A 26,383-nucleotide genomic window follows, 5' to 3' on the forward strand; every position below is an offset into this window, starting at 1 on the left:
GTACCGGGGGCAGCGGTGGAAGATCGTCGCGCGCTCGGCGGGATCAGGTCGCGTCGTCGTAGCCGGTGCGGCCGGGCGGCGGAATGTCGTCGGGGCGGTCGATGCTGGACGGTGTCAGGTCCAGGTCGGATGCCTCGTCGTCGCTCAGCTCCGCCTCGGGGTCCTTGCGGCGCCGGCGCCAGTCGTTGAGCAGCGAGATGCCGGTGGCCAGGAAGTACAGGCCGGTGACCGGTACCTGGAGGGCGATCATCGACATCAGGTCGGTGGGGGTGATGGCGGCCGCGAAGATCGCGATGCCCACCACCATGCCGCGCCACCAGCCGAGCATCCGCTTGCCGCTGACCACCCCGCCGAGGTTGAGCATCACCAGCAGCAGCGGCAGCTCGAAGGCGAAGCCGAAGGCCACCGCCATCCGTACCGTGATGTCGAGGATGTCGTCCACCGAGACGAGGTTCTCCGCGCCGTCGGCGGAGAAGCTCAGCAGCACGGGGATGGCGCGGGGCAGCAGCCAGTAGGCGAAGTAGGCGCCGAACAGGAACAGCGGCACGCCCACCGCCACCACGGCGCGGGTGTACTTCTTCTCGTTCCGGTGCAGCCCCGGGGCCATGAAGCCCCACGCCTGGTAGAGCCAGACCGGGGAGGCCAGCACGAAGCCCACCATCAGCGAGATCTTGATGTAGGTGGCGAACGGCGAGGTGAGGCCGCTCTGCATCAAGGTGGCGCAGCGGCTGCCGGTGGCGTCCGGGGTGTCGGCCTCCAGGCACTTCGGCAGGGGCTCGGTGATGAAGTTCATGATGCTCTTCGCGAAGAAGAGCGCCACGATCGTGATCACCACGATGGCCAGCACGGAGATCGCGAGCCGGTTGCGCAGCTCACGCAGATGCTCCGTGAGGGGCATCCGCCCCTCCGGGTCCTTCACCTTCTTCTGGGCGGCCTTGGGCACCCCTGCGTCCTCATCCGTCGAGGCAGCCGGAACCGCTCCGGCCACCGGCTGTCAGTGCTGGTGCGGCGCGATGGTCAGCCCTGGCTGTTGTTTCGGGGCTCATCCACCGGGCGGGCGCTGCTGACGTCGCCGGGAGCGGCCTGGATGGTGCGGGGCGCCGGCTGCGGCTGCGGCTCGGCGGTGTTGTGGGCGGTGTTGTCACCGGCGGAGCCGTTCTGCGCGGTCTCGTTGCCGTCGCTGCGCAGCGCGGCGGTCTCGCTCTTGAGGATCCGCAGCGACTTGCCGAGCGAGCGGGCGGTGTCCGGCAGCCGCTTCGACCCGAAAACAAGTACGACGATGGCCGCGACGAGAAGGATCTGCCACAGACTGATCTGGCCCATAATTTTCGTCCAGTCTCTCATCCGGGAAGGCGGGTGATTTTGCCAGCCGTGCCGGACGGGGCTTCGGTGAACGTCCCGCACGAGCTGAGTAATAGTAACGCTGAAGAGTGAACACAAAGCAATGCCCGGGCATAGGCCTAACGGCGGGGCACTTCCTGGGCGAGCCGTACGGCCGAACGCTCCAGTTCCTCGGAGGCCCGGCCGATCCGCTCCGTGCTCTCCCCCACCGCCCGCCCGAATCGCGCGGCCTCGATACCGACCCGCACGGCCAGTACGCCAAGCACCAGGACTCCGGTGGCGGCCAGGGTGAGATGGAGCATCGCCCAGAACATGGTGCGGAGCCTACGCCACCGCACCGGGCACCCCGCGCGGGCGGGTCCGCCCGCCGCCGGGAGCGCGCCGGCTGCGGCCTCAGACCAGCGTGTCGTACGCGGCCAGCGCGGCGCGGGCGGCCTCCCGGGCGCTGTCCGCCAGCTCCACCGGGGCCACGATCCGCCCGTCGCCGCCCAGGCGCAGCGCGAGGCGGCGCAGCGTGGCCGGGTCGGGGGTGCGCAGGGTGATCCGCAGCCCGCCGTCCGCCAGCTCCTCGGCGGTGTCGTGCGGGTAGTACTCGGCGACCCAGCGCCCGCCGGGCCCCACCTCGATGATCACCTCGGGGTCGGAGGCGGCCGGCTGCACCAGGCCCTCGCTCAGGTCCCGGGGCTCCACCGGCGGCGGGTCGGCCGGGGTGTCCAGGAGTTCGACGCTGGCCACCCGGTCCAGCCGGAAGGTGCGCCGGGCCTCGCTGCGCCGGCACCACGCCTCCAGGTAGGTGTGGCCCACGGCGAACAGCCGCACCGGATCGATCTCCCGGTCGGTCAGCTCGTCACGGCCCGGCGAGTAGTAACGGATCCGCAGCCGGCGGCGCTCGGTGAGCGCCCGGTCGGCCACGGCGAAGACCTCGCCCTCGGATTCGAAGGTCACCGACAGCCGCGAGGAGGCGCCCGCGCTCTCCCCGGCCGCCGCCTCCAGCTTGGCGGTGGCCCGCAGCAGCGCCTCGCGGTCCCCGTCCCGCAGACCCGGCAGGGTGGCCACGGCCCGGGCGGCGACCAGCAGCGCGGTGGCCTCGTCGGCGGCCAGCCGCAGCGGCTCGCCGGCCGAGGAGCCGGTGGCCTCCGCGTTGTACCACCAGATGTGCTCGCCGTCGGTGTCGATGTCCAGCAGATCGCCGCCCCGGAAGCTGGTGCCGCACATCGGCAGCACGCTCAGGTCCGAGATCAGCTCGTCCTGCGAGATGCCGAAGGCCCGGGCCACCTCGTCCACCCGGGCGCCGGGGCGCTCCCGCAGATAGGTGACCAGGGACAGCATCCGCCGGGTCCGGTCGATGGCATTGGTCGCCATGGTGTGCGCGTCCCTCATCCCTTGGCGACGGCGCGCAGCCGGTCCACCACGTCGGCCCGCAGTTCGGCGGGTTCCAGCACGATCACATCGGGGCCGAATTCCACCAGCCAGGCGCCCAGGCCGTGGCCGTAGGGGATCTCCAGCTCGTCCCAGCCGTCCGTGTGCTCCCCGGTCCAGGTCGCGCGGGCCCGCAGCGGGTAGCCGGCCCCGGCCCGCAGCCGGATCCTGGCCTGCCCGGTGGCGCTCTCCCCCGCCCATTCGGCGACCGACTCCCGCACCGCGACCACGCCGGGCACCTCGGCGGTGAACGCGCCGTTGCGCGACCGCACCCGGCCGCTGATCCGGGACAGCCGGAAGACGCGCTCGGCGCCGCGGTCCCGATCGAAACCGGCCAGGTACCAGTGGCCGCGCCAGCACTCCAGCGCCCAGGGCTCCACCTGCCGCTGCTCGGGGTGGGCCGCGTTGGACTTGCGGTAGCCGAAGGTGACCGGGCGCCGGTCGCGGCAGGCGATCATCAGGGGTTCGAAAGCGGCCTCGCCCGCGGGGATGCGGGGCTCCAGCGCGCTGAAGGTCTCCTGCTCGGCGCCGGCCAGCGGCATCCCGGCCGCACGCAGCTTCTGGAGCGCCCCACTGGCGGCACCGGCCAGCCTGGCCTGCTGCCACACCTTGGCGGCCAGGCCGAGGGCGGCGGCCTCCTCGGCGTCCAGGGTCAGCGGTGGCAGCCGGTTGCGGTCCCGGCGGGCGAGATAGCCGATCTCGCCGTCCAGGGACTCCACGGTGTCGATGACCATGCCCAGCTCGCGCAGATCGTCCTTGTCCCGCTCGAACATGCGGGAGAACGCGTCCTCCGTACCGGCCTCGATATAGGCCTCGATGGAGGTGCGCAGCTCCCGCTTGGTCAGCGGGCGGCCGGTGCCGAGCAGGCACAGCGCCAGGTTCATCAGCCGCTCGGCCTTGGCGATCGCCATCGACGGGCCGCCCCTTCCTCGTCCTTGTCCCACAGCACAGCAATGGGCCCATCCCCCCAGGGGGATGGGCCCACGGTACCGCTTGCCGGGATCAGACCGAGACCAGGTCGCAGACGAAGATCAGCGTCTCGCCCGGGGCGATCCGCCCGCCACCGGCGCCCTGGTCGCCGTACGCGAGGTGCGGCGGGATGGTCAGCTGCCGGCGGCCGCCGACCTTCATGCCCTGCACGCCGCGGTCCCAGCCGGGGATGACCTGGCCGGCGCCGAGCTGAAAGCTCAGCGGGGTGCCGCGGTTCCAGCTGGCGTCGAACTCCTCGCCGCTGCTGAAGGAGACGCCGACATAGTGCACGGCGACGGTGGCGCCGGCCTCGGCGACCGGTCCGTCACCCTCCCAGAGGTCCTTGATCTCCAGGTCGGCGGGCGGGTCGCCGATGGGGAAATCGACCTCGGGCTTGTCGATGCTCACGAATTCACTCCTAGGAACGATCATCTCGATGGTGCGTACGAAAGCCTACGGGCTCAGGCGACACCGATGATGTCCACGACGAACACCAGGGTCGAGTTGCCCGGGATGCTGGCGTTTCCCGCCTCGCCGTACGCCTTGTCCGGCGGCAGCACCATCAGCACACGGTCGCCGACGTGCTTGCCCACCAGGGTCTCGTCCCAGCCGGAGATCACCTGACCGCCACCGATCTGGAACGAGGCACCGCCGTCGCGGTCCCAGGACGAGTCGAACTTCTCACCGCCGTCCCAGTTCACCCCCGTGTACTGCACGAACAGCGTGTGACCGGCGAGCACCTCGGCGCCGTCGCCCTCGATGAGGGTCTGCTCGCGCAGCTCGGTCGGCGCGTCACCCTCGGGGATGGTGATGGTGGCGGGCTCCTGGCCCTCCGCCACGACCTCGGGCAGGCCCTCCTCGACCGGCGCCTGCTCGCCCTCGGCGGTGGTGGTCGGGTCGATGGCGACGTTGATGTCGAAGACCCACACCAGGCCCTGGCTCTGGTCCAGGCCGACCGCCTCCGCGGTGTCGCCGAGCAGGTCGCCCGCGGTGCCCTCGATCTTGACGCGGCTGCCGACCGGGGTGCCGATCAGCGGCTCGGTGATGGCCTCGGGGAGCGCGGACTCCACGCCCGCCTGGGTCACCAGCTGCGGCCGCGGCGGGGCGCCCGGGTCGTCCGAGGTGGTGGACTGGCCGTCCTGGGTCATCCAGGTGTTGACCAGGTCGCTGTCGCCACCCGGGGTCTTGCCGATCACGTCCATGCCGAGCATGTCGCCCTGCTTGACCTGCGCGCCGTCGCCCTCGCTGAGCACTTCCACCGAGGTTTCGGTCACCCCGGCGTCCTCGTCGAGTTCGATGGTGGGCTGCTCACCGGCCTTGCCCGAGACCGTGGCGAGCGGCCCCGAAGACGAGGAGTCTTCGGAGCCGCACGCGGCTGCGGTCAGCAAAATGGCCGGGACTGCCAGCGCCGTCACAACACGGCGCACTCGTTGCGTAGGGATCATCAGTCCAACTCAGCTAGGGACGGACGGGGGGGACCCGCTGGTCCCGCCCAGCCTACGACCTCCGTCCCGCTATTCCCGGTTTACATTCCGGCGATGAGCTTCTCCACCCGCTCGTCCACCGAGCGGAACGGGTCCTTGCACAGCACCGTGCGCTGCGCCTGGTCGTTCAGCTTCAGATGCACCCAGTCGACCGTGAAGTCCCGGCGCTGCTCCTGGGCCCGCCGGATGAAGTCGCCGCGCAGCCTGGCCCGGGTGGTCTGGGGCGGCACGGACTTGCCCTGGAAGATTTTCAGATCGTTGCAGATCCGCTGGGCCTGGCCCTTGCGCTCCAGCAGGTAGTACAGGCCGCGGCGACGGTGGATGTCGTGGTAGGCGAGGTCTATCTGGGCCACCCGAGGGTGGGACATGGTGAGGTTGTGCTTGGCCCGGTACCGCTCGATCAGCTGGTATTTCATGACCCAGTCGATCTCGGTGTTGATCTTGTCGAGCTCCTGGGCGCGGATCGCTTCCAGAGTGCGGCCCCACAGTTCCAGGACCTGCTCGGTGAGACCGGTGCGCATGCCGCGGCGCTCGCAGAAGTCCAGCGCCTTCTCGTAGTACTCCTGCTGCACCTCCAGCGCGGAGGCCTCCCGCCCGGTGGCCAGCCGCACCTTGCGCTGGCCCGTGGTGTCGTGGCTGACCTCGCGGATGGCACGGATCGGGTTCTCCAGGGTGAGATCCCGCATCACCGTCCCCGCCTCGATCATCCGCAGCACCAGATCGGTGGCACCGACCTTCAGCAGCATGGTGGTCTCGGACATGTTGGAGTCGCCGACGATGACGTGGAGCCTGCGGTAGCGCTCGGCGTCCGCGTGCGGTTCGTCCCGGGTGTTGATGATCGGCCGGGACCGGGTGGTCGCGGAGGAGACGCCTTCCCAGATGTGCTCGGCACGCTGGCTGACGCAGAACACCGCACCGCGCGGCGTCTGGAGCACCTTTCCCGCTCCGCAGATCAGCTGCCGGGTGACCAGGAACGGAATGAGGACATCGGCCAGCCGGGAGAACTCCCCGTGCCGGGCGACCAGATAGTTCTCGTGACAGCCGTAAGAATTTCCGGCGGAATCGGTGTTGTTCTTGAAGAGGTAGACATCGCCGGCGATCCCCTCTTCGTGCAGCCGGCGCTCGGCGTCGACGAGGAGCCCTTCCAGAATGCGCTCACCCGCCTTGTCGTGGGTGATGAGCTCGGTGACGTTGTCACACTCCGGCGTCGCGTATTCGGGGTGTGAACCGACATCCAGATACAGCCGGGCGCCGTTGCGCAGGAAAACATTGCTGCTGCGGCCCCAGGACACGACTCGGCGGAAGAGGTACCGCGCCACTTCGTCCGGAGACAGCCGCCGCTGTCCACGGAACGTGCAGGTGACGCCGTACTCGTTCTCCAGCCCGAAGATTCGGCGATCCATGTCTGAACATTACGCCCGATCCTCAGTTCTGAAACGGGGTTCGGGGGCGGCGTTTCGATCATTTTCCGACCCGGCCACCGCCACCGTCACCGGGTGCGGCGAGGTCAGCACACCGCGGGTAACCGTCAGTACGAGCAGGGCGAGCAGGCCGCCGATCCCGCTGAGCACGTATCCGGCCTGCTCCGAGCCCCACTCGATGACCGGACCCACCGCCCCGCTGCCCATGGCCGCGCCGACCCCGAAGGTGGTCACCAGCCAGGAGAACGCCTCGGTCACCGTACCGACCGGCGCGTGCCGGTCGATGACGACGAACGCACAGGCCAGGGCCGGTGCCAGGAAGATTCCGGCCACCACGGAGAGCACCGTCATCACCGCCACGTCCGAGGGTGCGAGCGCCAGCGGGAGGTACCCCACCGCCAGGGCCGCCACCAGCAGCCGCAGCCGCCGTTCCGGCTCTCCCGGCCACTGCCTGGCGCCGTACACCAGCCCGCCCAGCAGCGCGCCCACGCCGAGCCCCGAGTGCAGATAGGTGGCGATGAGTTCATCACCGTGCGTGTCCGCGTACGCCACCGCCGCGACGGCGATCGCCCCCAGCGCGGTGCCCACGAAGAAGAAGCCGCCCAGCAGCGCCAGCAGCCCCTTCGAGCGCAGCGCACCCAGCCAGTGCGCCTGCCGCGGCGCGCTGCGCCAGCGCCGGGAGGGCCCGGAGACCGCCACCGAGAGGGCGCCCAGCAGCCCGACCGCGTTGACGATCACCAGGGCGGCGCCCTCGGACCACTGGGCGACGCAGAGCATCACGATCAGTGGGCCGCCCGCGAAGATCACCTCCTGGGCCACCGCCTCCAGGGCGTACGCGCGGTGCACCCGCTCCGGGCGGTGGTCCAGCACGCTGGGCCACAGGGCCCGCAGCGACCCCTCCAGCGGCGGGGTCGTCACCCCGGCCAGCACCATGAGTGCGGTGGCCAGGGCGGGGCTGCCGATGCCGACGACGGCCAGCGAGCCCATCGCGGTCGTCGAACACAGCGCGGCGGGCAGCAGGATCCGGGGCTGGCCGTACAGATCCACCAGCCGCCCCAGCAGCGGCTGTCCGACGGCGGTGGCCACCCCGTACCCGGCCGCCAGCGCGCCGGCCAGGCCGTAGCCGCCGCCCTCGGCGCGGACGAAGAGCACGACGGCGAGGGCGGCGACGCCGTTCGGCAGCCGGCCGAGCAGCGTGCCGCCCAGCAGCCGCATCGCGTGCGGCGCGCGCATCAGATCCAGATATCCCGTTGCCATGCAGGCTCCCGCGGCTGAGGTGTTACGTATAACGTCGCTCGATTGTACGTACCATGGCCGACTGTGAACAGCAGCGCCCAACCCGGGGGTGTCCCCGCCCGCCCCACCAGCCGGGACGTGGCCGAACGCGCCGGGGTCTCCCAGGCCACCGTCTCCCTGGTGCTGCGGGAGCGCTGGCAGGGCCGGGTCTCCCCCGCCCGCGCGGAGACAGTGCGCGAGGCCGCCCGCGCGCTGGGCTACCGCCCCAATCTGGCCGCCCGCAGCCTGCGTCTCGGGCGCACCAGGACGGCCCTGGTGGTAGTGCCCGCGCTGTCGTCGGAGTTCTTCGCCAAGGTGTACGCGGGGGCGGCCCGGGTGGCGGCCGAGCACGGGTTCGGCGTGGTGCTGTATCCCTCCCCCGAGGGCATCGGCCCCGCCCCCGACCCGTTCGCGCACTCCAGCGCCACCCTGGACGGCGTGCTGGCCGCCTCGATGGCGGCCCCGGCGCTGCGGGCGCTGAGCGGGGGCGGGCTGCCGCTGGTGATGCTGGACAGCGAGCCGCAGGACCCGGGCGCGGCGGCCACCGTGAACCCGGACATCGCCGACGGCATGCGGCGCACGGCGGCCCACGTCCTGGGCCTGGGGCACCGGCGGCTGGCGCATCTGGCGGCCGACGTGGATTCGTGGACGTTCAGGGAACGCGCGGACGCGCTGGCCCGGGAGACGGCCCGGGTGCCGGGCGCCGCGATCGTGCGCACCGAACGGGCGCCGCTGTCGGTACGCGGCGGCCTGGCCGCGGCCGAACGCGCCCTGACGGCGGACCCCCGCCCCACGGCGCTGGTGTGCGACGACGACGTGCTGGCGGTGGGCGCCTGCAAGGCCGCCCGGCGCCTGGGACTGCGGGTGCCCGGGGACGTCTCGGTGACCGGTTTCGACGACACGGAACTGGCCACCGCGGTCGAACCGGAGCTGACCACCGTCCGCCTCCCCGCGACCGCGATGGGCGAGGAGGGCATGCGCGCCCTGCTGTCCGCGCTGCGCGGCGAGACCGCACCAGGAGCCGTCCTGCCGGTCGCCCTGGTCCCCCGGGCCTCCACGGGCCCGCCCCCGGCCGCGTAGGCGCAACCGCGTCACCTGCCGGCGCCCGGCCGGTGCGCCGCGTCACCAAGCCCCTGCCGGGCTGCCCGGGCGCTCCCGGTGAACGCCGGTGGGCCCTGTGCTCCCGGCCGGCGGCCGGGAGCACAGGGCCCACCGGGGCGTGGCTCAGTCGTTCTCCTCGCCGGAGCCCTCCGTCGTCTCCTGCTCCGCCGCGCCGCTCTCGCCGAGCAGGCGGGCCAGCTGGCGGCCCAGCACCCGCTTGAACTTGCGCTGCTGCGGACGCGTACGGTCCAGCACCGCGACCTCCAGCTGGTCGGCGGTCAGTTCGCGCACCTCGCCGCCGTTGCTGTCCCGGCCCAGCGCCGCGACGGCCAGCCGCAGCGCCTCGTCCAGGGGCATGTCATCCCGGTGGCGCTGCTTGAGGTAGCTGCCGATCTGCTCCGAGTTGCCGCCCACCGCGACCGAGCCGTGCTCGTCGATGATGGAGCCGTCGTGCGGCAGCCGGTAGATCTCGTCCTCCGCGCTGCTCTCCCCGACCTCGGCGACCAGCAGCTCCACCTCGTAGGGCTTCTCGCCCTGGCTGGAGAAGATCGTGCCCAGCGTCTGGGCGTAGAGATTGGCGAGGCCCTGCGCGGTCACGTCCTCGCGGTCATACGTGTAGCCGCGCAGATCGGCGTACCGGGTACCGCCGATGCGCAGGTTCTCGTACTCGTTGTACTTGCCCGTGGCGGCGAAGGCGATCCGGTCATAGATCTCGCTGACCTTGTGCAGCGCCCGCGAGGGGTTCTCCGCGACGAACACCATGCCGTCGGCGTACTGCAGCACGACCAGGGCGCGCCCGCGTGCCACGCCCTTGCGGGCGTACTCGGCGCGGTCCGCCATGACCTGCTGGGGTGAGACATAGAACGGCGTCGACACCGGCTATTCGTCCCTTCCTGATCCTTGGGAAATCTACAGAACCGGGGCCTGCGGCCCGTTGGGCAGCTGAAGACGGCCCTCGTGCACCGTCCGGGCGATCTCGGAGATCTCCGCCTCGGTGAGCCGGCGGAAACCCTCCTCGGTGATCACGGTGACGATGGGGTAGATCCGCCGGGTCAGGTCGGGACCGCCGGTGGCGGAGTCGTCGTCGGCCGCGTCGTAGAGCGACTGCACCACGGCGGTGACGGTCTGCTGCTCCGTCAGGCCCTCGCGGTGCAGCTTCTTCAGCGAACCCCGCGCGAAGACCGACCCGGAGCCGACGGCGGCGAAGCCCAGTTCCTCGGAGCGGCCACCGGTCACGTCGTAGGAGAAGATCCGGCCCTTCGCGCGCTCCAGGTCGTACCCGGCGAACAGCGGCACCACGGCCAGGCCCTGCATGGCCATGCCCAGATTGCCGCGGATCATGGCGGACAGCCGGTTGGCCTTGCCCTCCAGGGAGAGCACCTGGCCCTCGACCTTCTCGAAGTGCTCCAGCTCCAGCTGGAAGAGCTTCACCATCTCGATGGCGAAGCCCATGGTGCCGGCGATGCCCACGGCGGAGAACTCGTCGGCGGGGAAGACCTTCTCGACGTCCCGCTGGGCGATCTGGCTGCCCATGGTGGCGCGGCGGTCGCCGGCGAGGATCACCCCGCCGGTGAAGGTGGCGGCGACGATCGTCGTCCCGTGCGGGATCTGGACGGGGCCCTCCACCGGCGGCAGCACCCGGTTGCCCGGCAACTGCTCCGGCGCGATGTCGGCGAGGAAGTCGAAGAAGGAGGACGACCCGGGCCTCAGGAAGGCTGCCGGAAGTCGCCCCTGGTCATGGGAGTTGCCTACCACAGAAGTCCTTCCAGGTCATGGAAACGGTCCGGCGGTGCACGGCGCCGGCGCGGAGTACGCCAGGGACCCTACCCGGCACCTGGTGATGATCCACATCGGGTGACGCGCGAACAGCCGTGCCCGCCGCGCGTCACCCGGGGGTGGATTACTGGCCGCCCTTCTGGACGAAGGAGCGCACGAAGTCCTCGGCGTTGGACTCCAGGACCTCGTCGATCTCGTCCAGGACGGAGTCCACGTCGTCGGTCAGTTCCTCCTGGCGCTCCTTGAGCTCCTCGGAGACCTCCGCGGTCGTTTCCTCGGTTTCCTCGCTGGTGCGCGACGCCTTCTGCTGGCCGCCGCCGGTGTCTTTGGTCGCCATCTCCCTCACCCCTGCTCAGCTTCGACGTAACAAGATCAGACCCTACTAGCCGGTGCTGACATCGGCTCCTTCATTGCTACAACGTCCGGGGGTCCTCCGCATGATTCCCGGATCCGGAGGAAATCAGCCCCCGGACAGCGCCCGGAGCAGGTCCTGTGCGCTGGCACTGGCGTCCAGCAGGTCCTTCACATGCTCCCGGGTACCCCGCAACGGGTCCATGGTGGGCACGCGCTGCAAGGAATCCCGGCCCGGCAGATCGAAGATCACCGAGTCCCAGGAGGCGGCGGCCACGTCATCGGCGTACTGTTCAAGACAGCGGCCGCGGAAGTAGGCGCGGGTGTCCTCGGGCGGGCTGCCCTGGGCCCGCAGCACATCCTCCTCGTCCAGCAGCCGGGTGATCCGGCCACGGGCGGCCAGCCGGTTGTACAGGCCCTTGTCGGGACGCACGTCCGCGTACTGGAGATCCACCAGGTGCAGCCGGGCCGCGTCCCAACCCAGCGCGTCACGGCGCCGGTAGCCCTCCATCAGCTCCCGCTTGGCCACCCAGTCGAGCTGCCCGGCCAGGCTCATCGGATCGGTCTCCAGCTTGCCGAGCACGTCCTCCCAGCGGCTGAGCACATCCGTGGTCTGCGGATCGGCGTCCGCGCCCCAGCGTTCCTCCACGTATTTGCGGGCCAGCTCGTAGTACTCCATCTGGAGCTGTACGGCGGTGAGCTTGCGCCCGCTGCGCAGGGTGATCAGTTTGCGCAGCGAGGGGTCGTGGCTGACCCGGTGCAGGGTGCGCACCGGCTGGTCCACGGCGAGATCCACCGCGATGAAGCCGTCCTCGATCATGGAGAGCACCAGGGCGGTGGTGCCCAGCTTCAGATAGGTGGAGACCTCGGCCAGATTGGCGTCGCCGATGATCACGTGCAGCCGCCGGTACTTCTCGGCGTCCGCGTGCGGCTCGTCCCGGGTGTTGATGATGGGCCGCTTGAGGGTGGTCTCCAGACCCACCTCGACCTCGAAGTAGTCGGCGCGCTGGGAGAGCTGGAAGCCGTGCTCGCTGCCGTCCTGGCCGATCCCGACCCGGCCGGCGCCGCAGAACACCTGCCGGGAGACGAAGAACGGCGTCAGATGGCGCACGATGTCGGAGAACGGCGTCTCCCGCTTCATCAGGTAGTTCTCGTGGGTGCCGTAGGAGGCGCCCTTGTTGTCGGTGTTGTTCTTGTAGAGCTGGATGGGCTGGGACCCGGGCACCTCGGCGGCGCGGCGGGCGGCCTCGGCCATGATGCGTTCGCCCGCCTTGTCCCACAGCAGGGCGTCCATCGGGCTGGTGGTCTCGGGGGCGCTGTACTCCGGATGGGCGTGGTCGACGTAGAGCCGGGCGCCGTTGGTGAGGATGACATTGGCGAGGCCGATGTCCTCGTCCGTGAGCTGGCTGGCGTCGGCGTTGTCGCGTGCCAGATCGAACCCGCGGGCGTCGCGCAGCGGATTCTCCTCCTCGAAGTCCCAGCGTGCCCGCCGGGCCCGGTGCATGGCCGCCGCGTAGGCGTTCACGACCTGGGAGGAGGTGAGCATGGCGTTGGCGTTCGGGTGGCCGGGGACGGAGACGCCGTACTCCGTTTCGATGCCCATCACTCGCCGTACAGTCATGCGGCCCTCCTTGGGAGAAACGTCCGGCTGCGGGTCATGCCGTCGCATGTCCCGCAGCCGGACGTTTCGCTACTACAGGTATTGACCCGTGTTCGCCACCGTGTCGATGGAACGGCCGGTGTCGGCGCCCTTCTTTCCGGTGACCAGGGTGCGGATGAAGACGATCCGCTCGCCCTTCTTTCCGGAGATCCGGGCCCAGTCGTCGGGGTTGGTGGTGTTGGGCAGGTCCTCGTTCTCCTTGAACTCGTCCACGCAGGCGGCGAGGAGATGGGAGACGCGCAGGCCCTTCTGATTCTGGTCCAGGAATGCCTTGATGGCCATCTTCTTGGCCCGGTCCACGATGTTCTGGATCATGGCGCCGGAGTTGAAGTCCTTGAAGTACAGCACTTCCTTGTCACCATTGGCGTAGGTGACTTCCAGGAAGCGGTTCTCCTCGGTCTCCGCGTACATCTGCTCGACCACGGTCTGGATCATTCCGGCGACCGCGGCCTCGGCGTTGCCGTGGTGCTCCTCCAGGTCCTCGGAGTGCAGCGGCAGCCGCGGGGTGAGGTACTTGGAGAAGATGTCCTGGGCCGCCTCGGCGTCCGGACGCTCGATCTTGATCTTCACATCGAGCCGGCCGGGGCGCAGGATCGCCGGGTCGATCATGTCCTCGCGGTTGGAGGCGCCGATCACGATGACGTTCTCCAGGCCCTCCACTCCGTCGATCTCGGAGAGCAGCTGGGGGACGATGGTGTTCTCCACGTCCGAGCTGACCCCGGAGCCGCGGGTGCGGAAGAGGGAGTCCATCTCGTCGAAGAAGACGATGACCGGCGTCCCCTCGCTGGCCTTCTCGCGGGCCCGCTGGAAGACCAGCCGGATGTGCCGCTCGGTCTCGCCGACGTACTTGTTGAGCAGTTCGGGGCCCTTGATGTTGAGGAAGAAGCTCTTCCCCGCGGGCTGTCCGGTGACCTCGGCGACCTTCTTCGCCAGCGAGTTGGCCACCGCCTTGGCGATCAGCGTCTTGCCGCAGCCGGGCGGGCCGTACAGCAGGACGCCCTTGGGCGGCCGCAGCTCGTGCTCCCGGAACAGGTCCGGGTGCAGGTACGGCAGCTCCACCGCGTCCCTGATCAGCTCGATCTGGCCGCCCAGACCACCGATCTTGTTGTAGTCGATGTCGGGGACCTCTTCGAGGATGAGCTCCTCGACCTCGCTCTTGGGCACGACCTCGAACACGTAGCCGGAGCGGGGCTCCAGCAGCAGGGCGTCGCCGGAGCGCAGCACGATTCCGGAGGACAGCAGCGGCTCGGCCAGCCGTACGACGCGTTCCTCGTCGGTGTGCCCGACGACCAGGGCGCGCTCGCCGTCCTCCAGGACCTCCTTGAGGGTGACGATCTCGCCGACGCTCTCGAACTCCATGGCCTCGACCACGTTGAGCGCCTCGTTGAGCATGACCTCCTGGCCACGCCGCAGCTTGTCCAGTTCGATATTGGGGCTGACATTCACCCGGAGCTTGCGACCCCCGGTGAAGATGTCCGCGGTGTCGTCCTCGTTGGCGTGCAGGAAGACGCCGAAGCCGGCCGGGGGCTGCGCCAGGCGGTCGACCTCTTCCTTGAGGGCGACGATCTGGTCACGGGCCTCGCGGAGGGTAGTGGCGAGCCGCTCGTTCTGCGCGGACACGCCGGCCAGATTGGTCTGCAGCTCGACGATCCGCTCCTCGAGAACCCGAGTGTGCCGCGGAGAGTCGGCCAGCTTTCGGCGCAGGACGGTGATCTCCTGCTCAAGATCGGCAAGCTGCCGGGACGGGTCGTCGGATGCCCGACCGGGCCGGATGCCGCGGTTGCTGTCGTCATCGTGGGATGCCACGGTCCTCACCTCCTCCAAAGGGAGCTGGACGCTTCCAGACCCTACCTGGACCGGTGCGGTTCGAAACCCCTAGATCACAAAGACGGTCGAGGTGGATCCGATCTTCACCCTTGCGCACTCCCTCATGGCAGGGAATACCCACCCCGGGCGAGTGGAAAGCGGACGGTTGTATGGTCGTAAGCGGTCAACACCCGGCAGGGATGGCTCTCTTTGTTTCACACCCTCAAGGATTGGCAGGCCACATGACCGCGCGGAATGAATCCGGGGACCTGGAAGTCTGGATCGACCAGGATCTGTGCACGGGCGACGGCATCTGCGCGCAGTACGCCCCGGAGGTCTTCGAGCTGGACATCGACGGGCTCGCGTACGTGAAGCCGCCGGCGCCCGCCGGCCAGGAGGCCGATCTGCTCACCGCTCCCGGTGCCACCGCGCCGGTGCCGCTGCCGCTGCTGCGGGAAGTGATCGACTCGGCCAGGGAATGCCCGGGTGAGTGCATCCACGTGCGCAGGGCGTCGGACAAGACCGAGGTGTACGGCCCGGACGCCGTCGTGGACGCGGTGAACGCGCCGTAGGTCGCGTCGTCGGTGCCGGTCACGGCCGGGCGTACTCCCGCGCCCGGCCGGACGGCGGGGCCGCCGCGAACGTTCAGTAGCTGCCGGGCGGCGGGGCCGCGCGCAGCGCCAGGGTACCGTCCGTCCACTCCCACGCGACGTCGCGGCGCTGGTCGGGGGCGGAACGCGGGACATCCACCGAGGAGTAGCCGAGCAGCCGCACCGACACGGTGCCACCGCTGACCGTCAGGTTCTCCAGCATCATGCCCTCGGCCGGGTCCACCAGGGTCAGCGCGACCCGGGGCCCGCTCTCGCCGCGGGCGGGGTCGGTCAGGACGTACAGACCGTGCGGCGGGGTGCCGGCCCCCGCGTCGCAGTGCACGGCGGCGATGGTCTCCGGGACGCCGTCGCCGTCCAGGTCGCTCACGGCCTGGCCGGTGACGGTGATGCCGTACGGGCCGCAGTCCACCGGGTAGTCGGCGGCGGCGGGGTCCGGGCCTCCCCGGGCGTCCGCCGGCGCTTGTGCGGCGGCACCGCCGGGGCCGATCCAGGCGGCGGTCGCGGTGAGGGCGGCGACCGCGGCGGCGGTGGTGAGCCAGTGCACGGGTCGGCCACTGGGGGAAGGAAGTGCTGCGCCTGCCGGTGACTGCACGCGGAAGACTCCTGGGGCGGGGAGGTGGAGACAACTCGATGCCGGGACCTGCGCGTTGGCAGGTCCCGGCATCGTGCCACACCTCACATCACCGGGATACGGCGGGGGGTTTACGCGTCCGTTTCCTCCGCCGGACCGCCGGTGGCGGCTTCGGTGCCGGTGGCGGCGGTCCCGGCGGCACTCGCCGAACCGGGGCCGGTGTAGTCGGAGCCGTACGCGCCGGGGGCCGGGCGACGGCGGCGGCGCGGCGGCTCCACCCCGTCGGCCAGCCGGCGGGCGGTGACCAGGAAGCCGGTGTGCCCGATCATCCGGTGGTCCGGGCGTACCGCCAGGCCCTCCACGTGCCAGGTGCGCAGCATGGTCTCCCAGGCGGTCGGCTCGTTGAAGTTGCCGTGCTCGCGCAGGGTCTCCACGGTGCGTGCCAGCTGGGTGGTGGTGGCCACGTACGCGCACACGATCCCGCCGGGGACCAGTGCCTTGGCGACGGCGTCCACGCACTCCCAGGGGGCGAGCATGTCCAGGATGACCCGGTCGACCTCGGTGTCGGACAGGTTGTCCTGGAGGTCGCCGACCGTCAGCTGCCAGGCGGGGTGCGGGGAGCCGAAGTAGCGCTCCACGTTCTCCTGGGCGATCTTGGCGAAGTCGGCGCGGCGCTCGTAGGAGTGCAGCATGCCCTGGTCGCCGATCGCGCGCAGCAAGAAGGTGCTGAGCGAGCCGGAGCCCACGCCGGCCTCGACGACCCGGGCGCCCGGGAAGATGTCGGCCATGGCCAGGATCTGCCCCGCGTCCTTGGGGTAGACCACGGCGGCACCGCGGGGCATGGACAGGACATAGTCGGGGAGCAGGGGGCGCAGCGCGAGATAGGCGACGTTCCCCGTGGTGCGGACAACGGTTCCTTCGGGGGCGCCGATCAGCTCGTCGTGCGGGAAGGCACCCTTGTGGGTGTGGAAGCTCTTCCCGGCTTCGAGCGTGAAGGTGTAGTGGCGGCCCTTGGGATCGGTGAGCTGTACCTGGTCCCCGACCTGGAAGGGCCCGCGTCGGCGGGCGGCACCGGTCGGTTCGGACATGGGGGTCAGCCTAGTGCAGGGCGGGAGGGCCGCCGTGCGCGGGGAGGCGGACGGCGGTGGTCAGCGGCGGGCGGCGGGCCCCGTCATGGCGTCCATGAAGGCGCGTTCCACGTCGGTGGTGGACAGCACGCCGTAGATCTCGTCGTTCTCCTCGACCACCAGGTACTCGGTGGCCGGGGTGGCCCGCAGGTGGTCCAGGAGTGCCTCGCCGGTGAGGTCGGCGGGCACCCGCATGCCGTCCTCCAGGTCCTGGGCGAGGGTGGAGACCGCGACCCAGGGGCGGCGCCGTTCGGGGACGGAGGCGATGCCGGCCTCGCGGACCAGCGCGACGGGGGCGCCCTGGCCGTCGACCACCACCAGGGCGCGGGCGCCGGCGTCGTTGGCGCGGCGCAGCGCCTCGGACAGCGGGGTCTGGGCGCTGACCGGGACGGCCCGCCGGGTGAGGACGCGGGCGTTGAGGGCGGGCAGCCGCTCGCGCAGCCGGGCCATCTTGAGGCTGTTGCCGGCGCCGGTCCAGATGATGGCGGCGAGGATGGCGGCCAGCAGGGCGTCGGTGAGCGAGTCCAGGCCGGTGTAGGAGTCGCGGTCGGTGACGCCGGTGAGGTGGGTGGTCAGCGGGAAGCCGATCAGCACCACCACGGCGAGCACCCGGCCGGTCCAGGCGGCGACCACGGTGCCGGTCATGGGGCTGCCGCTGAGCCGCCACACCACGGCGCGCAGCATCCGGCCGCCGTCCAGCGGAAGGCCGGGCAGCAGGTTGAAGGCGGCGACGATGACGTTGGAGATCATCAGGCCGGCGAGCAGGACGCCGGGGACGGTGTCGCGTTCGACGGTGAGCATGCCGGCCCAGAAGACGCCGCCCAGCACGAGGGAGAGCAGCGGGCCGACGCCGGCCAGCACGAACTCGCGGCCGGGGGTCTGGGACTCCTTCTCGATCTCGGAGACGCCGCCGAAGAACTGGAGCTGGATGCGGCGCACGGGGAGGTCGAAGCGGATGGCGGCGTAGGTGTGGGCGAGTTCGTGCACCAGCACCGAGGCGTAGAAGGCGACCGCGAAGAACAGGGAGACAAGGTAGCGGCCGGCGCCGAGGTCGGGCAGTACCCGGTCCAGCTGGTTGCCGAAGAACCAGGTGATCAGGGCCGCGACGAGGAACCAGCTGGGCGCGACGTAGATCGGTACGCCGAAGACGCGCCCCATCAGCAGGCCGCCGCGCGCCTCCTTGGAACCGCCGGGCTTCTCGCCGGAGCCCTGCGGGCGGGCCGGGCTGTCGGGCCCCGATGTCCGGTCGCTGTCGGAGTCTGGCACCAATTCCCCTTGCTGGGTGTGACCTCGCGGGAGAGGCGGGTCGGCTGTGGAGTCGATGGTAAGCGCCCCGCTGTCAGTGACGCCCCGTAGGGTTCCGGACATGGAAGCGTCAGCCACCGCGCGTACTTCGTCCCTCTCGCCCTCCCGGGCCGCCGACTTCATGCAGTGCCCCCTGCTCTACCGCTTCCGGGTGATCGACAAACTGCCCGAGGCGCCGAGCGCGGCGGCCACCAGGGGAACGGTTGTCCATGCCGTGCTGGAGCGGGTGTTCGACGCGCCGGCCGGGCAGCGCAGTGTGCCCCGGGCCAAGGCGATGGTGATGCGGGAGTGGCAGCGGCTGCTGAAGAAGCGCCCGGAGCTGGCGCAGCTCTTCGCGGACGAGTCGCAGGACGCGGAGCCGGGGGCGCTGGACCAGGAGCGGCTGGCGGGCTGGCTGACGGAGGCCGAGGGTCTGGTGGAGCGCTGGTTCTCGCTGGAGGACCCCACCCGGTTGCAGCCGGCCGAGCGTGAGCTGTGGGTGGAGACGAAGCTGGAGTCGGGGCTGCGGCTGCGCGGGGTGATCGACCGGGTGGACATCGCCCCGACCGGCGAGGTGCGCATCGTCGACTACAAGACGGGCAAGGCGCCGCGCCCGGAGTACGCGGCGGACGCGCTGTTCCAGATGAAGTTCTACGCGCTGGTGCTGTGGCGGCTGCGCGGTGAGGTGCCCAAGCGGCTCCAGCTGGTGTATCTGGGCAGCGGTGATGTGCTGACCCTGGATCCGCAGGAGAGCGATCTGGCGGCGGTGGAGCGCAAGCTGCTGGCGCTGTGGGAGGCGATCCGGCGGGCCACCGAGAGCGGGGACTGGCGGCCGAAGCCGGGCCGGCTGTGCGGCTGGTGCGACCACCAGTCGCGCTGCCCGGAGTTCGGCGGCACTCCCCCGCCGTACCCGCTGGCCATCCAGCCGGCGCTGCCGCTGGAGGTGCCGGGCCCGCGGGCGGGCGAGGAGCGCGAGGGTGACCTCCCGGAGGGCTGAGTCAGGGGGGCGTGGGCGAGAATGGTGCCGCCTGCCGTCTGATCGAGGGGTTAGTCCATGCCCATCCGCGTTCTGCTGGTCGACGATCAGCCGCTGCTGCGTACCGGTTTCCGGATGATCCTGGAGGCCGAGGGGGACGTGGCCGTGGTCGGCGAGGCCGGCGACGGGCTCCAGGCCCTGGACCAGGTGCGGGCCCTGCAGCCCGATGTGGTGCTGATGGACATCCGGATGCCCCGGATGGACGGGGTGGAGGCCACCCGGCGAATCACCGGGCCGCAGCGGAACGGCCCGGCCAGGGTGCTGGTGCTGACCACCTTCGATCTGGACGAGTACGTGATCGAGGCGCTGCGGGCGGGGGCCGCCGGTTTTCTCCTCAAGGACGCGCCGGCCGCCGAGCTGGTGCAGGCGATCCGGGTGGTGGCGGCGGGCGAGGCGATGCTGGCGCCGAGCGTGACGCGGCGGCTGCTGGACAAGTACGCGGGCAAGCTGCCCTCGGGGGAGGACGCGGTGCCGCACGCGCTGGGCACGCTGACCGAGCGCGAGGTGGAGGTGCTGAAGCTGGTGGCGCGCGGGCTCTCCAACGCGGAGATCGCGGCGGATCTGTTCGTGAGCGAGACCACCGTGAAGACGCATGTGGGCCACGTGCTGACCAAGCTCCAGCTGCGCGACCGGGTACAGGCCGCGGTGTACGCGTACGAGAGCGGCCTGGTGCGGCCCGGCAGCTGACGCCCGCTCCGGGGAGACGACCAGCGCGGGACGGGGGTCGCCGCCGGGGCCGTTACACCGGGTCGGCCGTGCGGGCGGGGCCCCGGGCCGGGGCGCGGTGGTGCAGGGCGCGCAGGAAGGGGACGCTGATCTCCTCCAGTGAGGTGACCACGGTGCGCCCCGGGGCGGGCGGCACGGGGGCGACCGAGGGCACCGCGATGACCTGGCACCCGGCGGCCTCGGCGGAGGCGACGCCGGTGAGGGTGTCCTCCACGGCCACGCAGCGCACCGGGTCGGCGCCGAGCCCGGCGGCGGCGGTGAGGTACGGGTCCGGGTGCGGCTTGGTGCGGGTCAGCTCGTCGCCGGCGACGGTCAGCGCGAAGTGGTGGGCGCCGATGGAGCTCAGCATCCGGTCGATGACGGTGCGGTGCGAGGCGGAGACCAGGGCGGTGGGCACCCGGTGCGCGGCCAGCTGGGTCAGCAGCCGGTGGGCGCCGGGCATGAGCGCGACTCCCTGGTCCAGGCGGCGCAGAAAGGCGGCGTTCAGGGCGTCCCGTGCCTCGTCGAGGGTGATGTCGGCGCCGGTGGCCTCGATGAGGAAGCCGGCGCTGCGGGTCATCGGCCCGCCCACCACGACCGCCCGGTACTCCTCGGACAGGGTGTGACCCAGGCCGGCGAAGACCTCGACCTCGGCGTCCCACCAGAATCCCTCGGTGTCCACCAGGGTGCCGTCCATGTCCAGCAGCACGGCCTGCGGCAGCGGGCCCGCGACGGCGGCGGTGTCGATGACGGACGGGGAACTGGTCATCCGTGGTCCCTTCGGGGAGCAGGACGGCCGGTCGTCACCCCTCCGGATCGGGAGAGGAACGACCGGCCGCTTACCGGACAGATCATTCTACGGTGCTGTGGGGTGGTTCGCCCGGGCAGACACCTGTTCGGCCGGTTCCCGGGGATCAGCGGGCGTTGAAGTAGTTGGCCTCGGGGTGGTGCAGGATGATCGCGTCGGTGGACTGCTCGGGGTGCAGCTGGAACTCCTCGGACAGGGTGACCCCGATCCGCTCGGGCTGGAGCAGCTCGGCGATCTTGGCGCGGTCCTCCAGGTCGGGGCAGGCCGGGTAGCCCAGGGAGTACCGGCAGCCCTGGTACTCGGTGCGGAACATGCCGGACAGGGCGGCCGGGTCGGAGCCGCCGATGCCCAGTTCGGCGCGGACCCGGGCGTGCCAGAACTCGGCGAGCGCCTCGGCGAGCTGGACGGACAGGCCGTGCAGCTCCAGATAGTCGCGGTAGGCGTCGGCGGCGAACAGTTCGGCGGTGGCGCCGGAGACCCGGGAGCCGACGGTGACGGCCTGCAGGGCGACCACGTCCGTCTCGCCGCTCTCCGCCGGGCGGAAGAAGTCGGCCAGGCACAGCCGCCGGCCGCGGCGCTGGCGGGGGAAGGTGAAGCGGGTGCGTTCCTTGCCGTCCTCGTCGAGGATCACCAGGTCCTGGCCCTCGGCGTGGCAGGGGAAATAGCCGTAGACGACGGCCGCCTCCAAGAGGTTGTCGGTGTGCAGCCGGTCCAGCCAGCCGCGCAGCCGGGGGCGCCCCTCGGTCTCCAGCAGTTCCTCGTAGTCGGGGCCCTCGCCGCTGCGGCTGCCCTTGAGCCCCCACTGGCCCTTGAAGAGGGCGTCCTCGTCCAGCCAGGCGGCGTAGTCCTTGAGCGGGATGCCCTTGATGACGCGGGTGCCGAGGAAGGGAGCGGTGGGCAGGGGTACGTCGGTGGCGGTGGCCGAGCGGCCCACCGGCTCCTCGGTGTCCTCCTGCGGCAGGGCGGTGGCGGGGCGGGCGGCCACCCGGCGCTTCTTCAGCTCGGGGAGGGTGGCGCCGGGCACGCCGCGCTTGACGGCGATCAGGGCGTCCATCAGCCGCAGGCCCTCGAAGGCGTCGCGGGCGTAGCGGACCTCGCCCTGGTAGACCTCGTGCAGGTCCTGCTCGACGTAGGCGCGGGTGAGGGCGGCGCCGCCGAGGATGACCGGGTAGTCGGCGGCCATGCCGCGCTGGTTGAGCTCCTCCAGGTTCTCCTTCATGATCACCGTGGACTTCACCAGCAGCCCGGACATCCCGATGACATCGGCGCGGTGTTCCTCGGCGGCGTCCAGGATGGCGGTCACCGGCTGCTTGATGCCGAGGTTGACGACGTTGTAGCCGTTGTTGGACAGGATGATGTCGACGAGGTTCTTGCCGATGTCGTGGACGTCGCCGCGCACGGTGGCGAGCACGATGGTGCCCTTGCCCTCGTCGTCGGACTTCTCCATGTGCGGTTCGAGGTGGGCGACGGCGGTCTTCATGACCTCGGCGGACTGGAGCACGAAGGGCAGCTGCATCTGTCCCGAACCGAACAGCTCGCCGACCGTCTTCATGCCCTCCAGCAGGGTGTCGTTGACGATCTCCAGGGCGGGGCGGGTGGTGAGCGCCTCGTCCAGGTCGGCCTCCAGGCCCTTGCGTTCGCCGTCGACGATGCGCCGGCGCAGCCGCTCCTCCAGGGGCAGGGCGAGCAGTTCCTCGGTCTTGCCGGCCCGCATGGACTTGGCGTCCACGCCCTCGAAGAGTTCGAGGAAGCGCTGGAGCGGGTCGTAGCCCTCACGGCGCCGGTCGTGGATGAGGTCGAGGGCGACCTGGACCTGTTCGTCCTCGATCCGGGCGATGGGCAGGATCTTGGCGGCGTGCACGATGGCGGAGTCCAGGCCGGCCTTGACGCATTCGTCGAGGAAGACCGAGTTGAGGACGAGCCGGGCCGCCGGGTTGAGGCCGAAGGAGATGTTGGACAGGCCCAGGGTGGTCTGCACCTGGGGGTGGCGCCGCTTCAGCTCCCTGATGGCCTCGATCGTGTGCACCCCGTCGCGGCGGGACTCCTCCTGGCCGGTGCAGATGGTGAAGGTGAGGCAGTCGATGATGATGTCGCTCTCGGCCACGCCCCAGTTGCCGGTGAGGTCGGCGATGATGCGCTCGGCGATGGCGACCTTGTGCTCGGGGGTGCGGGCCTGGCCGCGTTCGTCGATGGTGAGCGCCATCAGGGCCGCGCCGTGCTCCACCGCCATCCGGGTGACCTTGGCGAACCGCGAGTCGGGGCCGTCGCCGTCCTCGTAGTTCACGGAGTTGATGACGGCCCGGCCGCCGAGCCGCTCCAGACCGGCCTCCAGGACGGCGGGCTCGGTGGAGTCCAGCACGATGGGCAGGGTGGAGGCGGTGGCGAGCCGGCCGGCCAGTTCCGACATGTCGGCAGCGCCGTCGCGGCCGACGTAGTCCACGCACAGGTCGAGCAGGTGGGCGCCCTCGCGGATCTGTTCGCGGGCCAGCTCGACGCAGTCCTCCCAGCGGCCCTCCAGCATGGCCTCGCGGAACTTCTTGGAGCCGTTCGCGTTGGTGCGCTCGCCGATGGCGAGGTAGGAGGCGTCCTGCCGGAAAGGCACGGTCTGGTAGAGGGAGGCGGCGCCGGGCTCGGGGCGCGGGTCGCGGGCGCCGGGGGTCAGCCCGCGCACCCGCTCCACGACCTGCCGCAGGTGTTCGGGGGTGGTGCCGCAGCAGCCGCCGATCAGGGAGAGGCCGAATTCGCCGATGAAGGTCTGGTGGGCGTCGGCCAGCTCGGCGGGGCCCAGCGGGTAGTGGGCGCCGTCCTTGCCGAGGACGGGCAGCCCGGCGTTGGGCATGCAGGAGATGGGGATGGTGGCGTGCTGGGAGAGATAGCGCAGGTGTTCGCTCATCTCGGCCGGCCCGGTGGCGCAGTTCAGGCCGATCATGTCGATGCCCAGCGGTTCCAGGGCGGTGAGGGCGGCGCCGATCTCGGAGCCGAGCAGCATGGTGCCCGTGGTCTCGACGGTGACCTGGACGACGAGCGGCAGGTCGACGCCGGTGGCGGCCACGGCGCGGCGGGCGCCGAGCACGGCGGCCTTGGTCTGGAGCAGGTCCTGGGCGGTCTCCACGAGCAGGGCGTCGGCGCCGCCGGCGATCAGGCCCTCGGCGTTCCGCTGGTACGCGTCGCGCAGGTCGGCGTAGCGGATGTGGCCGAGGGTGGGCAGCTTGGTGCCGGGGCCGATGGAGCCGAGCACCCAGCGCTGCCGTCCGTCGCGCGCGGCACAGTCGTCGGCGGTCTCGCGGGCGATGCGGGCACCGGCCTCGGAGAGCTCGGCGATGCGTTCGGGGATGTCGTACTCGCCGAGGGCGGCGAGGTTGGCGCCGAAGGTGTTGGTCTCCACACAGTCCACGCCGGCGTCGAAGTACTCCTGGTGCACGGAGCGCACGATGTCCGGGCGGGTGACGTTCAGGACCTCGTTGCACCCCTCCAGCTGCTGGAAGTCGTCCAGGGAGGGCTCGGCGGCCTGGAGCATGGTGCCCATGCCGCCGTCGGCGACGACGACGCGGGAGGCGAAGGCCCGGCGCAGTGCGGCGGCGCGGTCGGCCTGGGTGTGCGGGGACAGGATGGGCGAGGCCATGAAGGTGCTCCTGGTGTGCGACGGCTGTCGGCTATGCGCTCCCGCGGGGGAGGCACTCGCTCAGCGTATCCGCAGTGGTGGCGGATTCCCTGAGGCCTTCCGGGGAGTGGGACGGTCGTAGACTCATGACATCCCCGGTGCTATCGACATCACCGGATGATGTTCGGCATTGTCGAATGGTGCGAGCGGGTGGCAGGGCCCGCTGAGGGCGTGAACGGCAGGAGGCGTCTCATGGCGCGGACCATTCAGTCACTGGAACGGGCCGCCGCGGTACTGCGGCTGCTGGCCGGCGGCGAGCGGCGGCTGGGTCTGTCCGACATCGCCTCGTCCATCGGCCTGGCCAAGGCCACCGCGCACGGGCTGCTGCGCACCCTCCAGCAGGAGGGCTTCGTGGAGCAGGACGCCTCCTCGGGCAAGTACCAGCTGGGCGCCGAGCTGCTGCGGCTGGGCAACAGCTACCTGGATGTGCACGAGCTGCGGGCCAGGGCGCTGGTGTGGACGGACGACCTGGCGCGCTCCAGCGGGGAGAGCGCCTATGTGGGGGTGCTGCACCAGCGCGGGGTGCTGATCGTCCACCACGTCTTCCGGCCCGACGACTCCCGGCAGGTGCTGGAGGTCGGGGCGATGCAGCCGCTGCACAGCACCGCGCTGGGCAAGGTGCTGGCGGCCTACGACCCGGTGGCGCACAACGAGGCCCTGGATGCCGGCTTCGCGGCGATCACGGATCGCACCGTGGTGGATCCGGCGGCCTTCGACCGTGATCTCGACACCATCAGGGCCCGTGGCTGGGCCGGCGACGTCGGCGAGACGTGGGACGGGGTGGCCTCGGTGGCGGCCCCGATCCTGGACCGGCGGCGAATGCCGGTGGGCGCGGTGGGCATCACCGGCGCCGTGGAGCGGATGCAGGAGGACGGCGCGCTGCGCCCGCGGCTGATCGCGGCGGTGCGGGACTGCGCCCGGTCCGTGTCGCGCGACCTCGGATCCGGTCGGTTCTAGAACAATACGGACATTCGTCAGCTCCCTGCCGTTCCTTGCATCACATCCCTTGACGGCAGCCTCACTGAAGAGAAAACTCGCGTTCAGTGGTCGACAATGTCGAACGCTGGACGGAGCTCTACCTGGTCCACCGGACATAGGACAAAGGAGTCACGGGTGTCCAACTCCGAAATCTTCTACGGCGAGGTGCTCGGCACCGCCGTTCTGATCCTGCTCGGCGCCGGTGTCGTCGCCGGTGTCGTGCTGAAGAAATCCAAGGCGTTCGGCGCCGGCTGGGTCGCGATCACCTTCGGGTGGGGCATCGCCGTGCTCGCCGGCGTGTACGTCTCCACCGAGATCTCCGGGGCGCACCTCAACCCGGCGGTCACCCTCGGCATCATGATCGTGCACGGCGGCTGGAGCCAGTTCTGGGTCTACATCCTGGGGCAGTTCACCGGCGCGATGCTGGGCGCCATCGGCGTATGGATCGGCTACTACGGCCACTTCCACGCCCATCTGACCGACCGCGAGGAGGAGGGCGGCTCCCGCACCCCCGGCGTACGGGCGTACGACGAACCGCGTCCGACGCGTGAGCGACGCGCCGCGACGCGCGGCGAGCCCGGCCCGGTGCTCGGCATCTTCTCCACCGCCCCCGAGATCCGCGTCTACTGGCAGAACGTGGCCACCGAGATCCTGGGCACCTTCGTCCTGGTCTCCGTCGTGCTGGCCACCGGCGTCAACGACGCCCTCCAGGTCACCGCCATCGGCGGCCTGCTGGTGGCCCTCACCGTGCTCGGCATCGGCCTGTCCCTGGGCGGTCCGACCGGATACGCCATCAACCCGGCCCGTGACCTGGGCCCGCGCATCATCCACGCGCTGCTGCCGCTGCCCAACAAGGGCGGCTCCGACTGGTCCTACGCCTGGGTCCCGGTGGTCGGTCCGTTGCTCGGCGGAGCCGCCGCGGCCGGTATCCACCAGCTGGTGTTCTGACCCGCTGGCCGCCCCCGTCCGCCCCCGTACCGAAAGATCAGGAGCCGACCG

Annotated in this window: 25 protein-coding genes; 6 read left to right on the forward strand and 19 right to left on the reverse strand. The window is 71.0% G+C overall.

The genetic code is table 11. From position 1 onward, the window contains the following. Window positions 1-43: 43 nt before the first annotated feature. From tatC to ACTFAP_RS02345, 9 genes are all read right to left on the reverse strand, one after another. Entirely contained in the window at window positions 44-943 is a 900-nt protein-coding gene (tatC, locus tag ACTFAP_RS02305) for a twin-arginine translocase subunit TatC (RefSeq protein ID WP_390125405.1), read from the reverse strand. 74 nt (window positions 944-1,017) lie between these two features. Beyond that, window positions 1,018-1,323 (reverse strand): Sec-independent protein translocase subunit TatA, encoded by a 306-nt coding sequence (gene tatA, locus ACTFAP_RS02310; RefSeq protein ID WP_495683277.1) that lies wholly within the window; start codon window positions 1,321-1,323, stop codon window positions 1,018-1,020. A 137-nt stretch (window positions 1,324-1,460) separates the two neighbouring features. Further along, on the reverse strand, window positions 1,461-1,655 hold the full coding sequence (locus ACTFAP_RS02315; RefSeq protein ID WP_030727402.1) for a hypothetical protein: 195 nt from the start codon (window positions 1,653-1,655) through the stop codon (window positions 1,461-1,463). A 79-nt stretch (window positions 1,656-1,734) separates the two neighbouring features. Then, window positions 1,735-2,703, reverse strand: coding sequence for a helix-turn-helix transcriptional regulator (locus tag ACTFAP_RS02320; RefSeq protein WP_390125397.1), 969 nt, complete (start codon window positions 2,701-2,703; stop codon window positions 1,735-1,737). 14 nt (window positions 2,704-2,717) lie between these two features. Next, the gene (locus ACTFAP_RS02325) at window positions 2,718-3,671 is read right to left on the reverse strand and encodes a helix-turn-helix transcriptional regulator (protein WP_390125394.1); all 954 of its coding nucleotides are present in this window, start codon (window positions 3,669-3,671) and stop codon (window positions 2,718-2,720) included. 91 nt (window positions 3,672-3,762) lie between these two features. Continuing rightward, a complete protein-coding gene (locus ACTFAP_RS02330) occupies window positions 3,763-4,137 on the reverse strand; it encodes an FKBP-type peptidyl-prolyl cis-trans isomerase (RefSeq protein WP_030727411.1) in 375 nt (124 codons plus the stop codon). A gap of 53 nt (window positions 4,138-4,190) precedes the next feature. Then, window positions 4,191-5,144: an FKBP-type peptidyl-prolyl cis-trans isomerase gene (locus ACTFAP_RS02335; protein ID WP_500468079.1), complete on the reverse strand. Its 954-nt coding sequence runs from the start codon at window positions 5,142-5,144 to the stop codon at window positions 4,191-4,193. 110 nt (window positions 5,145-5,254) lie between these two features. After that, complete coding sequence (gene pafA, locus ACTFAP_RS02340) at window positions 5,255-6,616, reverse strand: Pup--protein ligase (RefSeq protein ID WP_030727417.1); 1,362 nt, start codon at window positions 6,614-6,616, stop codon at window positions 5,255-5,257. Window positions 6,617-6,625: 9 nt separating this feature from the next. Continuing rightward, window positions 6,626-7,891 carry an MFS transporter gene (locus ACTFAP_RS02345; RefSeq protein ID WP_400013477.1) on the reverse strand — a complete coding sequence of 422 codons (1,266 nt, stop codon included), beginning with the start codon at window positions 7,889-7,891 and terminating at the stop codon, window positions 6,626-6,628. A gap of 63 nt (window positions 7,892-7,954) precedes the next feature. Between ACTFAP_RS02345 and ACTFAP_RS02350 the strand changes: the two genes are divergently transcribed. After that, window positions 7,955-8,989, forward strand: coding sequence for a LacI family DNA-binding transcriptional regulator (locus tag ACTFAP_RS02350; protein ID WP_500468080.1), 1,035 nt, complete (start codon window positions 7,955-7,957; stop codon window positions 8,987-8,989). A gap of 144 nt (window positions 8,990-9,133) precedes the next feature. Here the strand turns inward: ACTFAP_RS02350 and prcA are convergent, their stop codons facing one another. The 5 genes from prcA to arc form a co-directional block, all read right to left on the reverse strand. Continuing rightward, the gene (prcA, locus tag ACTFAP_RS02355) at window positions 9,134-9,886 is read right to left on the reverse strand and encodes a proteasome subunit alpha (RefSeq protein WP_500468081.1); all 753 of its coding nucleotides are present in this window, start codon (window positions 9,884-9,886) and stop codon (window positions 9,134-9,136) included. 33 nt (window positions 9,887-9,919) lie between these two features. Further along, a complete protein-coding gene (gene prcB / locus ACTFAP_RS02360) occupies window positions 9,920-10,765 on the reverse strand; it encodes a proteasome subunit beta (protein ID WP_030727428.1) in 846 nt (281 codons plus the stop codon). A gap of 145 nt (window positions 10,766-10,910) precedes the next feature. Continuing rightward, window positions 10,911-11,123: a ubiquitin-like protein Pup gene (locus ACTFAP_RS02365; RefSeq protein ID WP_019434989.1), complete on the reverse strand. Its 213-nt coding sequence runs from the start codon at window positions 11,121-11,123 to the stop codon at window positions 10,911-10,913. Between the two features lie 123 nt (window positions 11,124-11,246). Further along, window positions 11,247-12,758 (reverse strand): depupylase/deamidase Dop, encoded by a 1,512-nt coding sequence (dop, locus tag ACTFAP_RS02370; RefSeq protein ID WP_495683282.1) that lies wholly within the window; start codon window positions 12,756-12,758, stop codon window positions 11,247-11,249. A 72-nt stretch (window positions 12,759-12,830) separates the two neighbouring features. Beyond that, on the reverse strand, window positions 12,831-14,603 hold the full coding sequence (gene arc / locus ACTFAP_RS02375; protein ID WP_495683283.1) for a proteasome ATPase: 1,773 nt from the start codon (window positions 14,601-14,603) through the stop codon (window positions 12,831-12,833). Window positions 14,604-14,845: 242 nt separating this feature from the next. Between arc and ACTFAP_RS02380 the strand changes: the two genes are divergently transcribed. Further along, window positions 14,846-15,175: a ferredoxin gene (locus ACTFAP_RS02380; RefSeq protein WP_390119734.1), complete on the forward strand. Its 330-nt coding sequence runs from the start codon at window positions 14,846-14,848 to the stop codon at window positions 15,173-15,175. Between the two features lie 73 nt (window positions 15,176-15,248). Here ACTFAP_RS02380 and ACTFAP_RS02385 read toward each other — a convergent pair whose 3' ends face one another. The 3 genes from ACTFAP_RS02385 to ACTFAP_RS02395 form a co-directional block, all read right to left on the reverse strand. After that, window positions 15,249-15,758 (reverse strand): hypothetical protein, encoded by a 510-nt coding sequence (locus ACTFAP_RS02385; RefSeq protein WP_495683284.1) that lies wholly within the window; start codon window positions 15,756-15,758, stop codon window positions 15,249-15,251. 158 nt (window positions 15,759-15,916) lie between these two features. Further along, entirely contained in the window at window positions 15,917-16,873 is a 957-nt protein-coding gene (locus ACTFAP_RS02390; RefSeq protein ID WP_386540764.1) for a tRNA (adenine-N1)-methyltransferase, read from the reverse strand. Window positions 16,874-16,933: 60 nt separating this feature from the next. Continuing rightward, entirely contained in the window at window positions 16,934-18,178 is a 1,245-nt protein-coding gene (locus ACTFAP_RS02395; protein ID WP_500468082.1) for a site-2 protease family protein, read from the reverse strand. Between the two features lie 100 nt (window positions 18,179-18,278). Between ACTFAP_RS02395 and ACTFAP_RS02400 the strand changes: the two genes are divergently transcribed. Together ACTFAP_RS02400 and ACTFAP_RS02405 are read left to right on the forward strand one after the other, a co-directional pair. Next, complete coding sequence (locus ACTFAP_RS02400; RefSeq protein WP_390119744.1) at window positions 18,279-19,193, forward strand: RecB family exonuclease; 915 nt, start codon at window positions 18,279-18,281, stop codon at window positions 19,191-19,193. Between the two features lie 57 nt (window positions 19,194-19,250). Further along, window positions 19,251-19,919: a response regulator gene (locus tag ACTFAP_RS02405; protein ID WP_390119746.1), complete on the forward strand. Its 669-nt coding sequence runs from the start codon at window positions 19,251-19,253 to the stop codon at window positions 19,917-19,919. Window positions 19,920-19,971: 52 nt separating this feature from the next. Here ACTFAP_RS02405 and ACTFAP_RS02410 read toward each other — a convergent pair whose 3' ends face one another. Then, a complete protein-coding gene (locus ACTFAP_RS02410; protein WP_390119749.1) occupies window positions 19,972-20,706 on the reverse strand; it encodes an HAD family hydrolase in 735 nt (244 codons plus the stop codon). 145 nt (window positions 20,707-20,851) lie between these two features. Beyond that, a complete protein-coding gene (gene metH / locus ACTFAP_RS02415) occupies window positions 20,852-24,367 on the reverse strand; it encodes a methionine synthase (RefSeq protein WP_500468083.1) in 3,516 nt (1,171 codons plus the stop codon). 231 nt (window positions 24,368-24,598) lie between these two features. On the opposite strand from metH, the gene ACTFAP_RS02420 reads away from it, so the two are divergent. Both ACTFAP_RS02420 and ACTFAP_RS02425 read left to right on the forward strand, forming a co-directional pair. Beyond that, a complete protein-coding gene (locus ACTFAP_RS02420) occupies window positions 24,599-25,363 on the forward strand; it encodes an IclR family transcriptional regulator domain-containing protein (protein WP_495683287.1) in 765 nt (254 codons plus the stop codon). 156 nt (window positions 25,364-25,519) lie between these two features. Further along, window positions 25,520-26,332 (forward strand): MIP/aquaporin family protein, encoded by an 813-nt coding sequence (locus ACTFAP_RS02425; protein ID WP_500468085.1) that lies wholly within the window; start codon window positions 25,520-25,522, stop codon window positions 26,330-26,332. The last annotated feature ends 51 nt before the right edge of the window (window positions 26,333-26,383 follow it).

The sequence above is a fragment of the Streptomyces sp. PH9007 genome, from assembly GCF_059813725.1.